Origin of the sequence: Pseudomonas sp. Hp2 (assembly GCF_006386585.1) — a bacterium.
GTDB lineage: Bacteria > Pseudomonadota > Gammaproteobacteria > Xanthomonadales > Xanthomonadaceae > Pseudomonas_S > Pseudomonas_S boreopolis.
In genome coordinates this window covers 895866-913661 of sequence record NZ_VAHJ01000002.1, presented here as the reverse complement: position 1 = coordinate 913661, position 17796 = coordinate 895866, and the positions used below count along the sequence as shown (strand labels likewise).

At 70.5% G+C, this 17796-nt stretch carries 17 protein-coding genes and 1 tRNA gene; 8 read left to right on the top strand and 10 right to left on the bottom strand.

The window, feature by feature from the left end; genetic code table 11:
* The first annotated feature begins 169 nt into the window (after positions 1-169).
* A complete protein-coding gene (locus tag FD678_RS09300) occupies positions 170-1732 on the top strand; it encodes a sodium/sugar symporter (protein WP_140721791.1) in 1563 nt (520 codons plus the stop codon).
* Between the two features lie 135 nt (positions 1733-1867).
* On the opposite strand, the gene FD678_RS09295 is transcribed toward FD678_RS09300, so the two are convergent.
* Together FD678_RS09295 and FD678_RS09290 are read right to left on the bottom strand one after the other, a co-directional pair.
* Positions 1868-2446, bottom strand: a complete 579-nt coding sequence (locus FD678_RS09295; RefSeq protein ID WP_140721788.1) for a response regulator transcription factor — start codon at positions 2444-2446, stop codon at positions 1868-1870.
* Positions 2447-2603: 157 nt separating this feature from the next.
* On the bottom strand, positions 2604-3815 hold the full coding sequence (locus FD678_RS09290) for an ATP-binding protein (RefSeq protein WP_140721785.1): 1212 nt from the start codon (positions 3813-3815) through the stop codon (positions 2604-2606).
* A 243-nt stretch (positions 3816-4058) separates the two neighbouring features.
* Between FD678_RS09290 and ispG the strand changes: the two genes are divergently transcribed.
* A complete protein-coding gene (gene ispG / locus FD678_RS09285) occupies positions 4059-5324 on the top strand; it encodes a flavodoxin-dependent (E)-4-hydroxy-3-methylbut-2-enyl-diphosphate synthase (RefSeq protein ID WP_140721782.1) in 1266 nt (421 codons plus the stop codon).
* Complete coding sequence (locus tag FD678_RS09280; protein ID WP_140721779.1) at positions 5305-5994, top strand: phosphatase PAP2 family protein; 690 nt, start codon at positions 5305-5307, stop codon at positions 5992-5994. Before ispG ends, FD678_RS09280 begins: the two co-directional genes overlap by 20 nt.
* Here FD678_RS09280 and FD678_RS09275 read toward each other — a convergent pair.
* The 7 genes from FD678_RS09275 to amaB all read right to left on the bottom strand — a co-directional run bounded on the left by FD678_RS09275 (position 5964) and on the right by amaB (position 12460).
* Positions 5964-6725 (bottom strand): aspartate/glutamate racemase family protein, encoded by a 762-nt coding sequence (locus FD678_RS09275; RefSeq protein WP_140721775.1) that lies wholly within the window; start codon positions 6723-6725, stop codon positions 5964-5966. The two genes, FD678_RS09280 and FD678_RS09275, sit on opposite strands and share 31 nt — an antisense overlap.
* A gap of 49 nt (positions 6726-6774) precedes the next feature.
* Positions 6775-7683, bottom strand: coding sequence for a DMT family transporter (locus FD678_RS09270; protein WP_218569595.1), 909 nt, complete (start codon positions 7681-7683; stop codon positions 6775-6777).
* On the bottom strand, positions 7680-8735 hold the full coding sequence (gene murB, locus FD678_RS09265; protein ID WP_140721772.1) for a UDP-N-acetylmuramate dehydrogenase: 1056 nt from the start codon (positions 8733-8735) through the stop codon (positions 7680-7682). The genes FD678_RS09270 and murB overlap by 4 nt, the downstream gene beginning before the upstream one ends.
* The gene (locus FD678_RS09260; RefSeq protein WP_140721769.1) at positions 8732-9787 is read right to left on the bottom strand and encodes a quinone-dependent dihydroorotate dehydrogenase; all 1056 of its coding nucleotides are present in this window, start codon (positions 9785-9787) and stop codon (positions 8732-8734) included. Before FD678_RS09260 ends, murB begins: the two co-directional genes overlap by 4 nt.
* Positions 9788-9797: 10 nt before the next feature.
* Positions 9798-10577 carry a class I SAM-dependent methyltransferase gene (locus FD678_RS09255; RefSeq protein ID WP_140721766.1) on the bottom strand — a complete coding sequence of 260 codons (780 nt, stop codon included), beginning with the start codon at positions 10575-10577 and terminating at the stop codon, positions 9798-9800.
* Between the two features lie 4 nt (positions 10578-10581).
* The gene (locus tag FD678_RS09250) at positions 10582-10863 is read right to left on the bottom strand and encodes a DUF4190 domain-containing protein (protein ID WP_140721763.1); all 282 of its coding nucleotides are present in this window, start codon (positions 10861-10863) and stop codon (positions 10582-10584) included.
* A gap of 64 nt (positions 10864-10927) precedes the next feature.
* Entirely contained in the window at positions 10928-12460 is a 1533-nt protein-coding gene (gene amaB / locus FD678_RS09245) for an L-piperidine-6-carboxylate dehydrogenase (RefSeq protein ID WP_140721759.1), read from the bottom strand.
* A 158-nt stretch (positions 12461-12618) separates the two neighbouring features.
* On the opposite strand from amaB, the gene FD678_RS09240 reads away from it, so the two are divergent.
* Positions 12619-12695 (top strand) — tRNA-Arg (locus tag FD678_RS09240).
* Positions 12696-12772: 77 nt separating this feature from the next.
* Positions 12773-13276, top strand: a complete 504-nt coding sequence (locus FD678_RS09235; protein ID WP_256661890.1) for a hypothetical protein — start codon at positions 12773-12775, stop codon at positions 13274-13276.
* Between the two features lie 74 nt (positions 13277-13350).
* On the opposite strand, the gene FD678_RS09230 is transcribed toward FD678_RS09235, so the two are convergent.
* Complete coding sequence (locus tag FD678_RS09230; RefSeq protein ID WP_140721756.1) at positions 13351-13779, bottom strand: low affinity iron permease family protein; 429 nt, start codon at positions 13777-13779, stop codon at positions 13351-13353.
* 230 nt (positions 13780-14009) lie between these two features.
* Here FD678_RS09230 and FD678_RS20200 point away from each other — a divergent pair, with 230 nt between their 5' ends.
* The 3 genes from FD678_RS20200 (at position 14010) to FD678_RS09220 (ending at position 17746) form a co-directional block, all read left to right on the top strand.
* Positions 14010-14147 carry a hypothetical protein gene (locus FD678_RS20200; protein ID WP_177497658.1) on the top strand — a complete coding sequence of 46 codons (138 nt, stop codon included), beginning with the start codon at positions 14010-14012 and terminating at the stop codon, positions 14145-14147.
* A 90-nt stretch (positions 14148-14237) separates the two neighbouring features.
* Positions 14238-16784 (top strand): bifunctional aspartate kinase/homoserine dehydrogenase I, encoded by a 2547-nt coding sequence (gene thrA / locus FD678_RS09225; RefSeq protein ID WP_140721753.1) that lies wholly within the window; start codon positions 14238-14240, stop codon positions 16782-16784.
* The gene (locus FD678_RS09220) at positions 16781-17746 is read left to right on the top strand and encodes a homoserine kinase (protein ID WP_218569594.1); all 966 of its coding nucleotides are present in this window, start codon (positions 16781-16783) and stop codon (positions 17744-17746) included. Before thrA ends, FD678_RS09220 begins: the two co-directional genes overlap by 4 nt.
* Positions 17747-17796 lie beyond the last annotated feature (50 nt).

The window sequence follows — 17796 nt, the reverse complement described above, 5'->3', positions numbered from 1 at the left end:
ACGGCAAGCGAAGGCGCTGGCGGTCGTGGGTCCTGTTGTTTTTGTGGGAGCGACTTCAGTCGCGACGGGGCTTTACCGATAAAGCCCCGTCGCGACTGAAGTCGCTCCCACAGGGAAACGCGGCTTCGGAACCAGCGCACGATCCACGGTTGAACGGGAGAGGGATGCAATGGGTCTTGCGACATTGGACATCGTGATCGTGCTGGCCTACCTGGCCGGCATCTTCGTGCTGGCGCAGGTGGTCTCGCGCGAGAAGGCCGGGCACAGCAAGAGCGCGGAGGACTACTTCCTCGCCGGCAAGTCGCTGCCGTGGTGGGCGATCGGCGCATCGCTGATCGCGGCCAACATCTCGGCCGAGCAGATCATCGGCATGGCCGGCTCCGGCTACGCGATCGGCCTGGCGATCGCCTCTTACGAGTGGATGGCGGCGGCCACGCTGTTGATCGTCGGCAAGTTCTTCCTGCCGATCTTCCTGCGCAACCGCATCTACACGATGCCGCAGTTCCTGGAGCAGCGCTACGGCAACCGCATCCGCACGCTGATGGCGGTGTTCTGGCTGGGCCTGTACGTGTTCGTCAACCTGACCTCGATCCTGTGGCTGGGTTCGATCGCGGTGACCCAGGTGACCGGCATGGACCAGATGCTGGCGCTGGCGCTGATCGGCGTGTTCGCGCTGCTGTACCAGCTGTACGGCGGTCTGAAGGCGGTGGCGCTGACCGACATCGTGCAGGTCTCGCTGCTGGTGCTCGGCGGCCTGCTGGTGGCGGGCCTGACCCTGGCCAAGATCGGCGATGGTGCCGGCATCGTCGCGGGCTTCCAGCAGCTGTGGCAGCAGCATCCGGAGCACTTCCACATGATCCTGTCGAAGGACAATCCCTTCTACAAGGACCTGCCGGGCCTGAGCGTGCTGATCGGCGGCCTGTGGATCATGAACATCAGCTACTGGGGCTTCAATCAGTACATCATCCAGCGCGCATTGGCCGCCAAGGACATCGGCGAGGCGCAGAAGGGCATGGTGTTCGCCGCGTTCCTGAAGCTGCTGATGCCGGTCGTGGTGGTGGTGCCGGGCATCGCCGCGGTGGTGCTGGCGCCGGACCTGGCCAAGCCCGACCAGGCCTACCCGACGATGATGCAGTTGCTGCCCACGGGCGTGCTGGGATTGGTGTTCGCGGCGCTGGTCGCGGCGATCGTGGCCTCGCTGGCGTCCAAGATCAATTCGGTGGCCACGATCTTCACCCTGGACTTCTACGCCAAGTCGCGCCCGCAGGCGGAACAGCAGAAGCTGGTGCGGGTGGGGCGCATCGCCGCGGTGGTGGCGGTCGCGCTCGGCATCCTGACCGCGCGCCCGCTGCTGGGCAGCTTCGACCAGGGCTTCCAGTACATCCAGGAATTCACCGGCTTCTTCACCCCCGGCATCGTGGTGATCTTCATGCTCGGCCTGTTCTGGAAGCGCGCCAACGAGGCCGGCGCGCTGAGCGCGGCGATCGGCTCGTTCGCGCTGTCGATCCTGTTCAAGCTGGCCTGGCCGTCGCTGCCGTTCATCGACCGGGTGGGGCTGGTGTTCCTGCTGTCGCTGTTGTTGGCCGCGGTGGTGTCGCTGGCGACGCCGGCGGTGCCCGGCCGCGACCATATCCGTACCGACGACGTCAGCTACGGCACCCCGGCCAGTTTCAACATGGGCGCGGTGGGCGTGCTGGCGATCCTGGTCGCGCTGTATACGCTGTTCTGGTAGGCCGGCTCGTTCCTTCCCCCGCTCGCGGGGGAAGGTGCCCGAAGGGGATGGAAGGGCGCCCGAGTCGTTCCCGGCCTGCACATTCCTCATCCCGCCGCACGCTTGCTTCTCCCGCGGGCGGGAGAAGGGCACGCATCAAGTGCCCGGTTCGCGCAACGACCCGGGGCTCGGGCGCTTGGTGAGCTTGCGCTGCAGCGAGCGGCGATGCATGCCGAGCAGGCGCGCGGCGGCCGACACGTTGCCCCCGGTCTCGTGCAAGGCCTGCTGGATGTGCTCCCACTGCAGCCGGCTCAGCGGCGTCATCGCTTCGGGCAGGTGCTCCTCGTCGTCCGGCGATTCGCCCGGGTCATCGTCTTCCTCGCCCAGCGCGCGCATGATCGTGGCGATGTTGGCAGGCTTGGGCAGGTAGTCGTCGGCACCGAGCTTGATCGCCTCCACGGCGGTGGCGATGCTGGCATAGCCGGTCACCAGCAGGATCCGCATGTCCTGCCGGATCGCGCGCAGCGGCTGGATCAGCGACAGGCCCGAGTCCTGGCCGAGCTTGAGGTCGACCAGCGCGAAGTCGGGCAGGGCCTGGCGGGCGATATCCAGCGCGGTGGCGGCATCGCTGGCGACCAGGGTCTCGATGCCGCGCCTGGCCAGGCTGCGTTGCAGCGTGCGCAGGTACAGGCCGTCGTCGTCGACCAGCAGGCCCTTGGCAGTGAACTCGTTCATGCGTGTGCCTCTTCGGTTGGGTCCTTCGCAAGAGAACGGCGCATCCCTGCGCCGGGTCGATTTCGTGGATCCTCCGCAGGAGCGGCGCACCGCCCCGCGTGCGGATTCCTGCAGCGTGAGTCGTTCACAACAGCGCGACACCTCCCTGTGCCGGGTCCTATCGGGGCAGGGGCAGGCGGAATCCTACCCGAGCGCCCTGGCCCTCGGCGGGCAGCATCCACAACTCCCCGTGAAGACGTTCGATCGTGGCGTGGGACAGGGCCAGGCCCACGCCCATGCCGTCCGGCTTGCCGCTGTTGAACAGCTTGCCGGGCAGCATGGCCTGGTTGGTGTCGAAGCCGGGGCCGTAGTCGCGCACCTCGGCCAGCAACTGGTCCCCGTCGATGCGCAGGCTCAGGTCCACCTGCGGGCGGCCGCTGCGCTCGCCGGCATCGGCGGCGTTGTTGAGCAGCACCAGCAACAGGTGGCTGACGCCCGGTTCGAGCATCAGCTGCATCGGCGCGTCGGGGTTGCGGTGCAGCTGGATGGTCGGCCGCACCAGCCGCCATTGCTCGAGCACGTCCTGGACCGCCACGTCGCTGGTCAGGTTGCCGTTGTCGGCGGGCGCGGCCAGCGCCAGCACGCGCTCGTGGCATTGCACGAGCAGCTCGCGCAGGGTCTCCAGGTCCTCGCGCAGCTCGGGCTGGTCGCATTGCTCGGCGACGTCGTCGACCAGCAGGGTCATCGTCGCCAGCGGCGTGTTCAGCTCGTGCGCCACCGAGGCGGCGTGGGTGGCCAGGGCGACGATGCCCTCGTTGCGGGCGAAGCGCTCGCGCAGCGTCGAGATCTCGCGCTCCCGCTCGCGCAGTTCGAACGCCAGCCGGGTCGAGAACACCAGCACGACGATGGTGGAGATCAGGAAGTTGGCCGCCATGCCCCACATGTGCAGGCTCAGCGGATCGAAGCTGCCCGACGGCAGCGGCATGCCGAACGCGGCGCTGACCACGTAGCCGGCCACGCAGGCCGCGGCCACCGCCATGGTCCAGTTCAGCGGCAGCGCCAGCGCGGCCAGCGCGATCAGGATGACGAACAGCGAGCCGAACGGATTGGCGATGCCTCCGCTCCAGCCCACCATCCAGGTCAACACGGTGATGTCCACCAGGATGTGCCCGAACGCGGTGGCCGGGGCGGCGTCGTCCGAGTGCGACACCCGGATCTGCGCGTACAGGTTGAACAGCGCGAGCGCGACCACGCCGGACCACAGCGGGGCCTGCGGCAGGTCCAGGCGCATCAGCCCGGTACAGACCAGGATGGTGGCGGCTTGGCCGGCGGTCGCCAGCCAGCGCAGGCTGCACAGGGTTCGCAGGAACGAAGCGTCGGAAGGATTCATGCGGCCTCAATCGTAGGCGCCGGCCGCCGGGACCGTATGCGACAAACCGTCGCACGGGCGGCCCGGGGATTCAGCTGCCGGCCATGATGGACGCGGCAGCCCGTCCATGGAACCGCGCAGGCGGGGCCATGCAGGCGCGCATCCCGCCGCATCAGGGCAGCGCGCCCTGATCCTGCGCAACGACGGCCTGCCACGAGGTCGGCGCCGAGTGAGCGACCCCGGGGCTCAGGCTAGAATGCACGCATGCACGACGCCGTCAGCCGCCCCACGCCCCCCACCTCCGCCGCCCCCTGGGCCCGCCGCACGACCCAGGCGGTCAGGATCGGCAATGTCACGGTCGGAGGCGGCCATCCGGTGGTGGTGCAGTCGATGACCAACACCGATACCGCCGACGTCGCCGCCAGCGTCAAGCAGGTGGCCGAGCTGTGGCGCGCCGGGTCGGAAATGGTGCGGCTGACCGTCAACAACGCCGAATCGGCCGCCGCGATCCCGCGCATCGCCGAGAAGCTGGCGATGATGGGCATCGACGTGCCGCTGATCGGAGATTTCCACTACAACGGGCACCAGCTGCTGGCCGGCGAGCCGGCCTGCGCCGAGGCCCTGGCCAAGTACCGGATCAATCCCGGCAACGTCGGCTTCGGCAAGAAGAAGGACCTGCAGTTCGGCCAGCTGATCGAGTTCGCGATCAAGTACGGCAAGCCGGTGCGCATCGGCGCCAACTGGGGATCGCTGGACCAGGCGCTGGCGGCGCAGCTGATGGACGAGAACTCCCGGCGCGAGGAGCCCTGGGACGCCGCCCGGGTGCTGCGCGAGGCGCTGATCCGGTCCGCGGTGGATTCGGCCGAGCGCGCCGTGGAGCTGGGCCTGCCGCGCGACCGCATCGTGCTGTCGGCCAAGGTCTCCGGCGTGCAGGAACTGATCGCGGTGTACCGCGACATGTCCGCGCGCTGCGATTTCGCCCTGCACCTGGGCCTGACCGAGGCGGGCATCGGCAGCAAGGGCATCGTCGCCTCCAGCGCCGCGCTGGCGGTACTGCTGCAGGAAGGCATCGGCGACACGATCCGCATCTCGTTGACGCCGGAACCGGGCCAGCCGCGCACCCAGGAGGTGATCGTGGCCCAGGAGCTGCTGCAGACCACCGGCCAGCGCGCCTTCACGCCGCTGGTCACGGCCTGTCCGGGCTGCGGCCGCACCACCTCCGAGTTCTTCCAGGAACTGGCCAAGGTGGTGCAGAACCACGTGCGCGAGAAGATGCCGCAATGGCGCATCACCCATCCGGGCGCGGAGAACATGACCCTGGCGGTGATGGGCTGCGTGGTCAACGGCCCGGGCGAGTCGCGCCACGCCAACATCGGCATCTCGCTGCCGGGCACCGGCGAGGCGCCGGCCGCGCCGGTGTTCGTCGATGGCGAGAAGAAGGTGACGCTGCGCGGGGAGAACATCGCGCAGGAGTTCGTCGCGCTGGTCGACGAGTACGTCGAAAACCGGTATGCGCGCCGGGCCGGCTGAGTCGCCGGCCGGTTTCCGCCATTGGCTGCGCGACAACGCGTGGCGGCTCGTGTTGCTGTTCGCCGGGGTGCTGCTGCCGTTGGGCGTGTTCGTCGGCCTGGCCGACGAGGTGCACGAGCTGGAGGACTTCTTCTTCGACGAACCGCTGCTGTGGCGCATGCGCGGCATCGCTTCGCCCGGGCTCGATGCGTTCTTCGTCGTGGTCTCCAAGCTGGGCTACCAGTACGGCGTGATCCCGGTCGATACCGCGATCGTGCTGGCGCTGCTCGCGTTGCGGCGCTGGCGCGAGGCGGCGTTCGCCGGTTTCGGCTTCGTTGGTTCGGCGCTGCTGAACGTCGGCGCCAAGCATTTCTTCCAGCGCGAGCGGCCCAGCCTGTGGGAGTCGATCGCGCCGGAGAGCACCTTCAGTTTCCCGAGCGGCCACGCGATGGGCTCGATGACGCTGGCCGCGGTGGTGGTCGCGCTGGCCTGGCGTACCCGCTGGCGCTGGCCGGTGGCGGTCGTGGCCGGTCTTTTCGCCTTGCTGGTGAGCCTCTCGCGCATCTACCTGGGCGTGCACTATCCGTCCGACATCCTCGGCGGCTGGTGCGCGGCGCTGGCGTGGGTGATCGGCCTGTACCTGATCTGCTTCCGCCGGCACTACCGGCCGTGGCGGCATCGCTCCGCCTGAGCCGCGGCCGGTTCCAGGCTGTGCAGGGCGGCCGCCTCGGCGTGCAGCACGGCGGTGTCCAGCAACGGCACCGTGGCGTCCGCCGCGTCCACCAATAGCGCGATCTCGGTGCAGCCGAGCACGATGGCCTCGGCACCGTCCGCGACCAGCGCGGCCATGACCTCGCGGTAGCGCTGCCGCGAAGCGTCGCGCAACACGCCCTGGCACAGCTCGTCGTAGATGATCCGGTGCACGTCGGCGCGCGCGGCCTCGTCCGGTACCACGGCCGCGAAGCCGCGTTGCGCCAGGCGCTGCTTGTAGAACGCCTGCTCCATCGTGAAGCGGGTCCCGAGCAGGCCGACCCGGCGCGCGCCGAGCGCGGCGAGCGCATCGGCGGTCGGATCGGCGATGTGCAGCAGCGGCAGCGGCGTGGCGGCCTCGATCGCCGCGGCCACGCGATGCATGGTGTTGGTGCACAACACCAGGAAATCGGCGCCGCCGGCCTGCAGGGCGCGCGCGGTGCCGGCCAGCGCCGCGCCGGCGGCGTCCCAGTCGCCGGCGCGCTGCAGCACCTCGATGTCGTGGAAATCCACGCTGGCGAGCAGCAGCCGGGCCGAATGCAGGCCGCCGCATTCCCGGCGCACCGTCTCGTTGATGTGGCGGTAGTACGGCAGCGTGGATTCCCAGCTCATGCCGCCGATCAGGCCGATGGTGCGGGCGGGCCGCCTGGGCGATGCAGTGGAAGCGTCCATCCGCGCAATCTAGCGCATCGGCGGCGCGGCGTTCGCCCCGCTGTGCCGTTCATTCCCCCGGCTTGGCGCCTTCCGCCGGCGCGTGGGTGGCCGCGCGCCGCGCCAGCACCGTCTCGCGGTGGGCGATATAGGCATTGGCGGCGATGATGATGGCCGCGCCGAGCACGGTATAGCGGTCCACTTGCTCGCCGAACAGCCACCAGCCGAGCAATGCGACCAGCGGCAACTGCATGAACCCGATCGGCTGCAGCGCGGAGACCTCGCCCAGCCGCAGCGCGCGCGTCCAGAACAATTGGCCGGAGGTACCCAGCGCGCCGGTCAGCGCCAGCCACAGCCAGTCGATGCCTTGCGGCCAGGTCCACTGGAACAGCGCAGGCAGCAGCGAGAGCGGGACCCAGAACGCATAGGTGTAGAAGACCACGGTGTCGGGCGGGTCCAGGTGCGAGAGCTGCTTGATCTGGATGGCGACCACCGCGCCGATCATGGCGGCCGCCAGCGCGACCAGCAGGCCCGGGCTGAAGGCTTCCGACCAGGGCCGCAGCAGCACCAGCACGCCGACGAAGCCGGCCGCCACTGCGAGCCAGCGCCGCATCCGCACCACTTCGTGCAGCCACACCACCGCCAGCACCGTGGCGAACAAGGGCGTGGAGTAGGAGAGCGTGATCGCCTGCGCCAGCGGCAGATGACCGATCGCCCAGAAGCCGCACAGCATCGACACCAGCCCGATCAGCGTGCGGACCAGGTAGCGCGACAGGTGCCGGGTACGCGGCAGCGGCCGCCCGGGGGCGAGGACCAGCGGCAGCAGCGCCAGCAGGCCGAAGGCGTTGCGGAAGAACGCGATCTCGGTGGTGGGGATGTCGGCGGAGGCGTAGCGGATGGTGATGGCCATCAGGCCGAACGACAGCGTGCTGAGCAGCATCAATGCCGCCGCGCGCAGCGGCACCGAGGCGGGACTCACCAGCGCGCCCCGATCAGGCGCGGTTCGGGCTCCAGGACCACGCCGAAGCGCTCGCGGACCGAGCCGGCGACCCGCCGCGCCAGCGCCAGCAGCTCCGCACCGGTGGCGTCGCCGTGGTTGACCAGCACCAGGGCGTGGTCGGGCGACACGCCGGCATCGCCGTCGCGGTGGCCCTTCCAGCCGCATTGTTCGATCAGCCACGCGGCCGAGAGCTTGGCGGCGCCGGGCCGGTCGGCCGGGAACACCGGCAGCGCCGGATGTTCGTGGAGCAGGGCATCGACCTGTTCGCGCGGCAACTGTGGGTTCTTGAAGAAACTGCCGGCATTGCCGAGCCGGTCCGGGTCCGGCAGCTTGCGCCGGCGGATGTTGATCACCGCCTGGGCGACGTCGCGCGCCTCGGGCAGCGCGACCTGCATGGCGGCGAGCTCCTCGCGGATGCCGGCGTAGTCGAGCTTCAGTTCGTGCAGGAACGGCAGGTCCAGCTCGAGCGCGCCGATCAGCCAGCGGTCCGGCTCGCGCTTGAACACGCTGTCGCGATAGCCGAACGCGCAGGCCTGCGCGTCGAGCCGGACGAAGCGGCCCTCGGTGCGGTCGAAGGCTTCCACCGCGTGCACGAAATCGCCGACCTGGGCGCCATAGGCGCCGATGTTCTGGATCGGCGCGGCGCCGGCCGTGCCCGGGATCAGGGCGAGGTTCTCCAGCCCGCACAGGCCTTGCTGCAGCGACCACATCACCAGTTCGTGCCACGGCATGCCGGCGCCGGCGCGCAGGATCGCGTGGTCGGCATGGTGGGCGATCACCTCGATGGTGCGGTTGGTGAAGGTCAGCACGGTGCCTTCAGGATCGCCCGCCAGCAGCACATTGCTGCCGGCGCCGAGCACCAGCGGCGCGGCGCCGGCGACGTCCGGCAGCGCGAGCGCCTCGGGCAGCGCGAGCGGGTCGGCGACCTCGAGCAGCCGCGCCGCGGTGGCGGCGACGTGGAAGGTGTTGAGCGAACGCAGCGGCGCGTGTTCGACCAGCGTCCAGGCTGGCGCAGGGGGAGCGGATGTCATAGGGCGGAGACCGCTCCCCGGCTCGGCGCCTCGCGCCGGCGGCGGATCGCCTCGACGCATTCGCCGACCAGCGCCGGCCCGCGGAAGACGAAGCCGCTGTACACCTGCACCAGGCTGGCGCCGGCGGCCATCTTGGCGGCCGCATCGGCGCCGGAGGCGATGCCGCCCACGCCGATGAGCGGGATCGACTCGGGCAGGCGCGCGCGCAGCCGGCGCAGCACCAGCGTGGACTGGTCCAGCAGCGGCGCGCCGGACAGGCCTCCGGCCTCGCCCGCGAGCGGATGGTGCTCGACCAGCGTGCGCGCCACGGTGGTGTTGGTGGCGATCACGCCGTCCACCGCCAGGTCGGAGAGCACGCGCGCGGCCGCGTCGATGTCGCGGTCGCTCAGGTCCGGCGCGACCTTGACCAGCATCGGCACGCGCCGGCCGTGCCGGGCCGAGAGCGCTTCCTGCGCCTCGCGCAGGTCGCCGATCAACTGCCGCAGCGCCTGCTCTTCCTGCAACTCGCGCAGGCCGGCGGTGTTGGGCGAAGAGATGTTGACGGTGACGTAGTCGGCCAGCGGATAGACCTTGTGCAGGCAGTGCAGGTAGTCGCGCGAGGCCTCTTCGTTCGGCGTGTCCTTGTTCTTGCCGATGTTGATGCCGAGCAGGCCGCCGCGCCGCCGCGCGCGCTCGACGTTGCGCACCAGCGCGTCCACGCCCAGGTTGTTGAAGCCCATCCGGTTGATGATCGCCTGGTGCTCGGGCAGCCGGAACATGCGCGGCCTGGGGTTGCCGGCCTGGGCGCGCGGCGTGACCGTGCCGATCTCGACGAAGCCGAAGCCCAGCGCCATCAGCGCGTCGACATGTTCGCCGTTCTTGTCCAGGCCGGCGGCCAGGCCGACCGGGTTGGGGAAGGTCAGTCCGAATGCGGGCGTGGGCAGCGGTTCGGGGCGGTGCGCCAGCAAGGGCGTGGTGCCGGTCCTGTAGGCCAGCTCCAGGCCCCGCAGGCCGAGGCCGTGGGCGCGTTCGGCATCGAAGGCGAACAGGAAGGGACGGGCGAGGGAATACATGGGCGTCAGTTCAGCGTGTTGCTCGGTTCAACGTGCCGGCGAAGGCGCGCGTGCGGTAGTCGATGTCGACATGGCCGTCCTGCTGGTGGCGGTCGAACAGTTCGCGCAGCGCGGCCAGCATGGGCGCGTGGCGCGGATCGCCCTCCAGCGGCGCATAGGAGGACGAAAGCAGGCGCCCGCGCAGCGCGTCGAAGTCCACCCGCTGCACGTTGGGCAGTTGCACGCTGGCCACCAGGCCGGCGCCGAACCAGCGCTGCATGGTCTCGTCGTCGGCATAGCGCTCGGCCACCGCGCTGTAGTCGGTGCCGTACTCCAGCAGCAGCTGCTCGTAGCCGCGCAGGAACGGCGAGGCGTCGAGCAGGCGCGAATTCCAGTACACCACGGCCAGGCCGCCGGGGACGAGGATGCGCGCCCATTCGCGGCGGACCGCTTCCGGGTCGAACCAATGGAACGCCTGCGCGGCGGACACCAGGTCGATGCTGGCGTCGCCGAGCGTGGTCGCCTCGGCGCTGGCGTCCACCGCGTGGAAGCGGGGATAGCCGGCCAGCCATGCCTCGGCGGCCCCGCGCATCGCCGCATTGGGTTCGACCGCGAACACCTCGTGCCCGGCCTCGAGGAACATCCGCGTGGAGATGCCGGTGCCGGCGCCGATGTCGGCGACCGTCGCGGTGGAGGGGACCTCCAGCTCGCCGTGGATCCATTCCATCAGGGCCGGCGGGTAGCCGGGGCGATAGCGGACATAGTCCGCGACGCGGTTGCTGAAGCGTTGCTGCGAGGACAGGGAGCCCATGGCGTCACGACCCGAGATGGGCGAGCCAGGCCAGCCCGCCGAAGAACAGCACGAAGGCCAGGATGCCGACGATCCACGTGGCCACCGACAGCCAGCCGAGGATCAGCCCGCCGAGGGCCAGGCCATCGCCTTCCAGGCGCTGCGGCTCGCGCCGGATCTCGGCGCGGGCCAGGTGCCCGGTGATGATCGCGCCGATGCTGCCGATGAAGGGCAGCAGGGTCCAACCCAGGATGCCAGCCACCAGGCTGACGACGGCCAGGGTACTGGTCTGACGGGGAACGCTCATCGGCACGACTCCTTGGCAGTGGAAGAGAGGGGGGAGGGGCCGAAACCCCTCCCGCCACGAGGCGCTACAGGTCGAACTTGATGCCCTGCGCCAGCGGCAGCGAGTCGGAGTAGTTGATCGTGTTGGTCTGGCGGCGCATGTAGACCTTCCACGCGTCCGAGCCGGATTCGCGGCCGCCGCCGGTGTCCTTCTCGCCGCCGAACGCGCCGCCGATCTCGGCGCCGGAGGTGCCGATGTTGACGTTGGCGATGCCGCAGTCGCTGCCGGCCGCCGACAGGAAGCGCTCGGCCGCCTTCAGGTTCTGGGTGAAGATCGAGGAGGACAGGCCCTGCGGCACGCCGTTCTGCATGTCGATGGCCTCGTCCAGGGTCGAGTACTTCATCACGTACAGGATCGGCGCGAAGGTCTCGTGCTGGACCACCTCGTCGCTGTTCTTGAGCCCGGTCACGATCGCCGGCAGCACGAAGTTGCCCGGGCGGTCCAGCGCGGTGCCGCCGGTCTCGACCTTGCCGCCGGCGGCCTTGGCCTTCTCGATCGAGGCCAGGAACTGCTGCACCGCCTCGCGGCTGTTGAGCGGTCCCATCAGGTTGGCCGGGTCGGTCGGATCGCCGATCTTGCCTTCCACCTGCTTGTAGGCCTTGACCAGCGCCGCCAGCACGGTGTCGTAGATCGACTCGTGCACGATCAGGCGGCGGGTGGTGGTGCAGCGCTGGCCGGCGGTGCCGACCGCGCCGAACACGATGCCCGGCACCGCCAGCTTCAGGTCGGCCGTCTCGTCTAGGATGATCGCGTTGTTGCCGCCCAGCTCCAGCAGGCAGCGGCCGAGCCGGCGCGCGACCTTCTCGGCGACGATGCGGCCGACCTGGGTCGAGCCGGTGAAGCTGATCAGCGGCACGCGCGCATCGTCCACCAGCTTTTCCGACAGCGCGGTGCCCGCGTCGTTGATCAGGAAGAAGATGTCCGGGAAGCCGCCTTCCTTCAGCGCCGCGTTGCAGATCTTCATCGAGGCGATCGCGGTCAGCGGGGTCTTGTTGGACGGCTTCCAGATGCACACGTCGCCGCAGATCGCGGCCAGGAACGCGTTCCAGCTCCACACCGCGACCGGGAAGTTGAACGCGCTGATGATGCCGACCAGGCCGAGCGGGTGGTACTGCTCGTACATGCGGTGGCCGGGGCGCTCGGAGTGCATGGTGTAGCCGTACAGCATGCGGCTCTGGCCGACTGCGAAGTCGGCGATGTCGATCATCTCCTGCACCTCGCCGTCGCCTTCGGGCTTGCTCTTGCCCATCTCCAGCGCGACCAGCGAGCCGAGCGCGTCCTTGTGCTTGCGCAGCGCCTCGCCGCACAGGCGGATCGCCTCGCCGCGGCGCGGGGCCGGCAGGGTGCGCCAGGCCTTGAAGGCTTCCTGGGCGCGGGCGATCACCTGCTCGTAGTCTTCCACCGTGGTCGCCTGGACTTCGGCGATGACTTCGTTGGTGGTCGGGTTGAGGGGCTTGAGCACGCCGGCGCCGGTGGCTTGCGACCACTGGCCATCGCCGAGATAGGTGCCGGGATTGGAGGCGGTGAGCTCGAGCGCCTTGAGCAGCTCTGCGGACATGGAAACTCCTGGAAAACGAAGCGACAGGGAGCGCCGCCGCAGGCGGGGGACGCGGCGCAACGGGATCGCGAATTCTAGCAGAGCGGCCCGGCCGGCCCTTGCCCGGATCGTGCGCGCGGCTTGGCAAAAACGGCGTTCATGCGACAATGCAGGGCATTGGCCCCGTAGCTCAGCTGGATAGAGCGTCCCCCTCCTAAGGGGAAGGTCGCACGTTCGAATCGTGTCGGGGCCGCCAGTCTCCGCATGGCGGCCGCCCGTCGATGGTGGCGCCGGCGTTATGCTCGCCCGGTCGCTTCCCCCACGGAGCCGTCGATGGCGCTGCTGAAGTTGCCGTTGTCGCTGCACGCGGTGCAGATCTCGATCGTCGAACCGGCGCTGCCCGGCTGGCTGGACACGCCGCGGGCGCGAGTGCTGCTGATGGCGATCGGATTGCAGGAATCCGGGTTCCGGGTGCGCCGCCAGCGCGGCGGGCCGGCGCGCGGCTTGTGGCAGTTCGAACGCGACGGCGGCGTGCGCGGCGTGCTGCGGCATCCGTCCAGCCGCGGCCTGGCGCGGCAGTTCTGCGCCGAAGCCGGCGTGGCGGCCGATGCCCAGGACTGCTACGACGCGCTGGCCGCGAACGACGTGCTGGCCTGCCAGTTCGCGCGCCTGTTGCTGTACACCGATCCGGCGCCGTTGCCGCGCCTGGGCGCAAGCCAGCAGGCATGGGAGTACTACCTGCGCAACTGGCGCCCGGGACGGCCGCGACCCGACAGCTGGCCGGACCATTACGCCCGGGCGCGGGCGGCGCTGCTGGCCCGTGGCGAGGCCGCCTGACCGGCCCATCCGCCAGGACAGTGCGCGCCCGTTGCCGCCATGCCGGGCGGCCTCCCGTCGGCGGTGCGGCGCTTTCAGTCGCCGGCGCGGTCGTGATCGTCGCGGTCGGGCCCGGGCGAGGTCCGCCGCTGCTGCGCCTGCGCGGCGCGCCGGGCCAGCGCTTCGTACTGCTTGCGGATCTCTTCCAGGCGCTTCTCGTCCAGCTCTTCCAGGTCCAGCAGTTCGTTGTTGCCTTCGCTGGCGACCCGGATCAGTTCGTCGAGCTTGATCTGCATCGCGGCGGTGTCCGCGTTCTGGGCATGCTGGATCAGGAACACCATCAGGAAGGTGATGATCGTGGTGCCGGTGTTGATCACCAGTTGCCAAGTGTCGTTGAAGCCGAAGATCGGGCCGCTGATCGCCCAGAGCACGACGATGGCGACGGCCGTGCAGAACGTCCAGGGCGACCCGGCGGTGCTCGATGCTTTCCTGGCGATGTTGCTGAAGAAGGCGCGGAGAGTCATTGGCGCGGCAGTGGAATGGAACTGGCTCGACGGTAAGGCGGGGGCCGTCCACGCTGCGCGAAGCCGCGCAGCCGGTGCCGCCGCTTGGTTGCCGATGCAAGCAAGCGGCGGTTGGTTGCAAGTGCAAGTCGCTGAACAGGCGGGATTTTCCGCGGACCTGCTGCGCGCCCGGGCGGATGCGGCGGCGCAACACTTGACAGCCCCTCGACGCCTGATGTCTTGTTGGGCGCATGCTGAATACCGCGCACATCGCCGCCGTCACCCGTACCGCCCACGGCGGCGCGGCGAGCGCGGGCGCGTCCGGCACCACCATTACCACCATTACCACCGGCACCATTACCCCGGTGCGGTCCGTCGTCTTCGCGTAACTTCCGAAAACCACGGCCCCGCACCCGGATCAGGATGCGGGGGAACCCCACAGCCTGAAGCGGACGGGGCCTCCCCAACGAGGTCTGTCGATGTCATCGCCCGCTGTCCCGCTCGAATCCCCGTCTCCCGCCCAGGCGCCCGCTCCGCGGACCGTCGTGCACAAGTTCGGCGGCACCTCCGTCGCCGACGCCGAGCGCTACCGGCACGTGGCCCGGCTGCTGCTGGCGCGCGCCGAGCCGGTGCAGGTCACCGTCGTCTCGGCGATGAAAGGCGTCACCGATGCCTTGATCGAACTGGCCGAACTGGCCGCCGCGGACCGGCCCGAATGGCACGAACGCTGGCACGAGCTGCGCGCCCGCCATCGCGGCGCGGCGGTGGCCTTGCTGGGGGAGAACGCCGGGCCGGCGCTGGAATGGCTGGAGGCGCATTTCGAGAAACTGTCCGAGATCCTGTCGGCGCTGGCGGTGATCGGCGAGCTGCCGCGCGAGGTGCTCGATCGCGTGCAGGGCCTGGGCGAGGTCTACTCGGCGCAGCTGCTGGGCAGCCACCTGCAGGCGCTGGGCGAGGATTGCGCGGTGCTCGACGCGCGCGAGGTGCTGGTGGTCAACCGCGGCGAGCTGGGCGTGGACGTGGACTGGAGCGTGAGCGCGCGGAAGCTGGGCGAGTGGCGCGCGCAGAACCCGCAGCCGCGGGTGGTGGCGACCGGCTTCGTCGCGCGCGACCGCGCCGGCCGCATCACCACGCTGGGCCGCAACGGCAGCGACTATTCCGGCGCGATCTTCGCCGCGCTGTTCGAGGCCGACGAACTGCACATCTGGACCGACGTGGACGGCGTGCTCTCGGCCGATCCGCGCGTGGTGCCCGAAGCCGTGCAACTGGAGACGCTCAGCTACGACGAGGCGTGCGAGCTGGCGTACTTCGGCGCCAAGGTCGTGCACCCGCAGACGATGTCGCCGGCGATCGAGCGCGGGCTGCCGATCATCATCCGCAACACCTTCCAGCCGGGCCATCCGGGCACGCGCATCACCGCCAACAGCGAGGTCAGCGGGCCGATCAAGGGCCTGACGCTGAGCCCGGGCCTGGCGGTGCTGAACCTGGAAGGCACCGGCCTGATCGGCGTGCCGGGCACCGCCGAGCGCGTGTTCGCCGCGCTGCGCAACGCGCGCGTGTCGGTGGTGATGATCTCGCAGGGCTCGTCCGAGCATTCGATCTGCTGCGTGGTCAAGGAAGAGGAATCGGCGCGCGCGCAGGACGCGCTGCTGCACGCCTTCGCCCACGAACTGGCGGTCGGCCAGGTGCAGCGCGTGCAGCTGACCACCGGCATCAGCGTGCTGGCGGCGGTGGGCGACGGCATGGCCGGCCAGCCCGGCGTGGCCGCGCGCCTGTTCGAATCGCTCGGGCGCGCCCAGGTCAACATCCTGGCCATCGCGCAGGGCTCGTCCGAGCGCAACATCTCGGTGGCGATCGACAGCGCGCACGCGACCAAGGCGCTGCGAGCCGCGCACGCCGGATTCTGGCTCTCGCCGCAGACGTTCTCGGTCGGCGTGATCGGGCCTGGCAACGTGGGCGCGGCCCTGCTGGACCAGCTGCGCGCGGCGCAACCGCAACTGCTGGCCAAGGCCAACCTGGATCTGCGGCTGCGCGCGATCGCCTCGCGCGGCCGCATGCTGCTGGACGAGCGCGGCCTGGCCGACGACTGGCGCCCGGCGTTCGCGGCCAGCGCCACGCCCACCGACCTGGACCGCTTCACCGCGCACCTGCAGGCGGCGCACCTGCCGCACGCGATCATCATCGATTGCAGCGGCAGTCCCGAGGTCGCCGACCGCTATGCCGGCTGGCTGGCCGCCGGCATCCACGTGGTGACGCCCAACAAGCAAGCCGGCTCCGGCCCGCTCGGGCGCTTCCTGGCGATCCGTGAAGCGGCCGCGGCCAGCGGCGCGCGCTTCCGCTACGAGGCCACGGTGGGCGCGGGGCTGCCGGTGATCACCACGCTGCGCGATCTGGTCGATACCGGCGATGCGGTGACCTCGATCGAAGGCATCTTCTCCGGCACCCTGGCCTGGCTGTTCAACAAGTACGACGGCAGCGTGCCGTTCTCCGAACTGGTGGCGCAGGCCCGCGCGATGGGCTACACCGAACCGGACCCGCGCGACGACCTGTCCGGCGTGGACGTGGCGCGCAAGCTGGTGATCCTGGCGCGCGAGGCCGGGCGCGAGATCAGCCTGGAGGACGTGGAGGTGGAAAGCCTGGTGCCGGCTGCGTTGAAGGAGGCGTCGGTGGAGGAATTCATGGCGCGGCTGCGCGAGGTCGATGCGGCGTTCGCGCAGCGCCTGGCCGATGCGCGCAGCCGCGGCAACGTGCTGCGCTACGTCGCGCAGCTGCCCTCCGACGGCCCGCACGCGCTCGCGGCCGGATCCGCGGCCCGGCGCGCGCCGAGCGTGGGCCTGGTCGAGCTGCCGGCCGGGCATGGCTTCGCCAACCTGCGCCTGACCGACAACGTGGTGCAGTTCACCACGCGCCGCTATTGCGAGAACCCGCTGGTCGTGCAGGGGCCGGGCGCCGGCCCCGAGGTCACCGCGGCCGGCGTGTTCGCCGACGTGCTGCGGGTGGCGGCGGGCGAGGGGGCCCGGCTGTGAGCGAGGCCGCGATGACCCGGGCGCCGGTGCAAGGGCGGTCCGGCGTGCGCGAGGCGAGGGCGTTCTCGCCTGCCTCCGTGGCGAACGTGGCGGTGGGCTTCGACCTGCTCGGCTACGCGGTGGCGGGCGTCGGCGACACCGTCACCGTGCGCCGGATCGATGCGCCGGAGGTGCGCATCGCCGCGATCCGCGGCACCACCGTCGCCCTGCCGCTGGAGGCGGCGGACAACACCGCGGGCGCGGCGCTGATCTCGCTGCACCGGGCGCTGGCGCTGCCGTTCGGCTTCGAGGTCGAGATCGACAAGGGCATTCCGCTCGGCTCCGGCATGGGCGGCTCGGCCGCCTCGTGCGTGGCCGCGCTGGTGGCCGCCAATGCCCTGCTGGACCGGCCCCTGAGCAGGGAGCAGCTGTACCTGCACTCGCTGGAGGGCGAGGCGGTCGCGAGCGGCAGCCGCCACGGCGACAACCTCGGCCCGATGTTCCTGGGCGGGCTGGTGCTGTCCACGCTGGAGCGGCTGGTGCCGGTGCCGGTGCCGGCGGCCTGGCACAGCCTGCTGGTGCACCCGGACGCGGTGCTGGAAACGCGCCGCGCGCGCGCCGCGCTGGCGGGGGACTACCCGCTCAAGGAATTCGTCGCGCAGAGCGCCAACCTGGCGCTGGTGCTGGCCGGCTGCCATGCCGGCGACGCGTCGCTGGTGCGCCAAGGCTTGCGTGACGTGCTGGTCGAGCCGCGCCGGGCGCCGCTGATCGTCGGCTTCGACGCAGCCAAGGCCGCGGCCTTGGAGGCTGGCGCGATGGGGGCAAGCATTTCCGGCGCCGGGCCCAGCGTGTTCGCCTGGTTCGAGACGGAACAGGCCGCCGCGGCCGCCGCGCCGCAGGTGCAGGCCGCGTTCGCCGCCGCTGGCTTCGACAGCCAGGCCTGGGTGACGCCGTTGGATAGCCCAGGTGCGCGGCTGCTGTAGCAATGTAGATCGACCGTCGTCCCGGAAGGCGGGGACCCAGCGACTTGAAG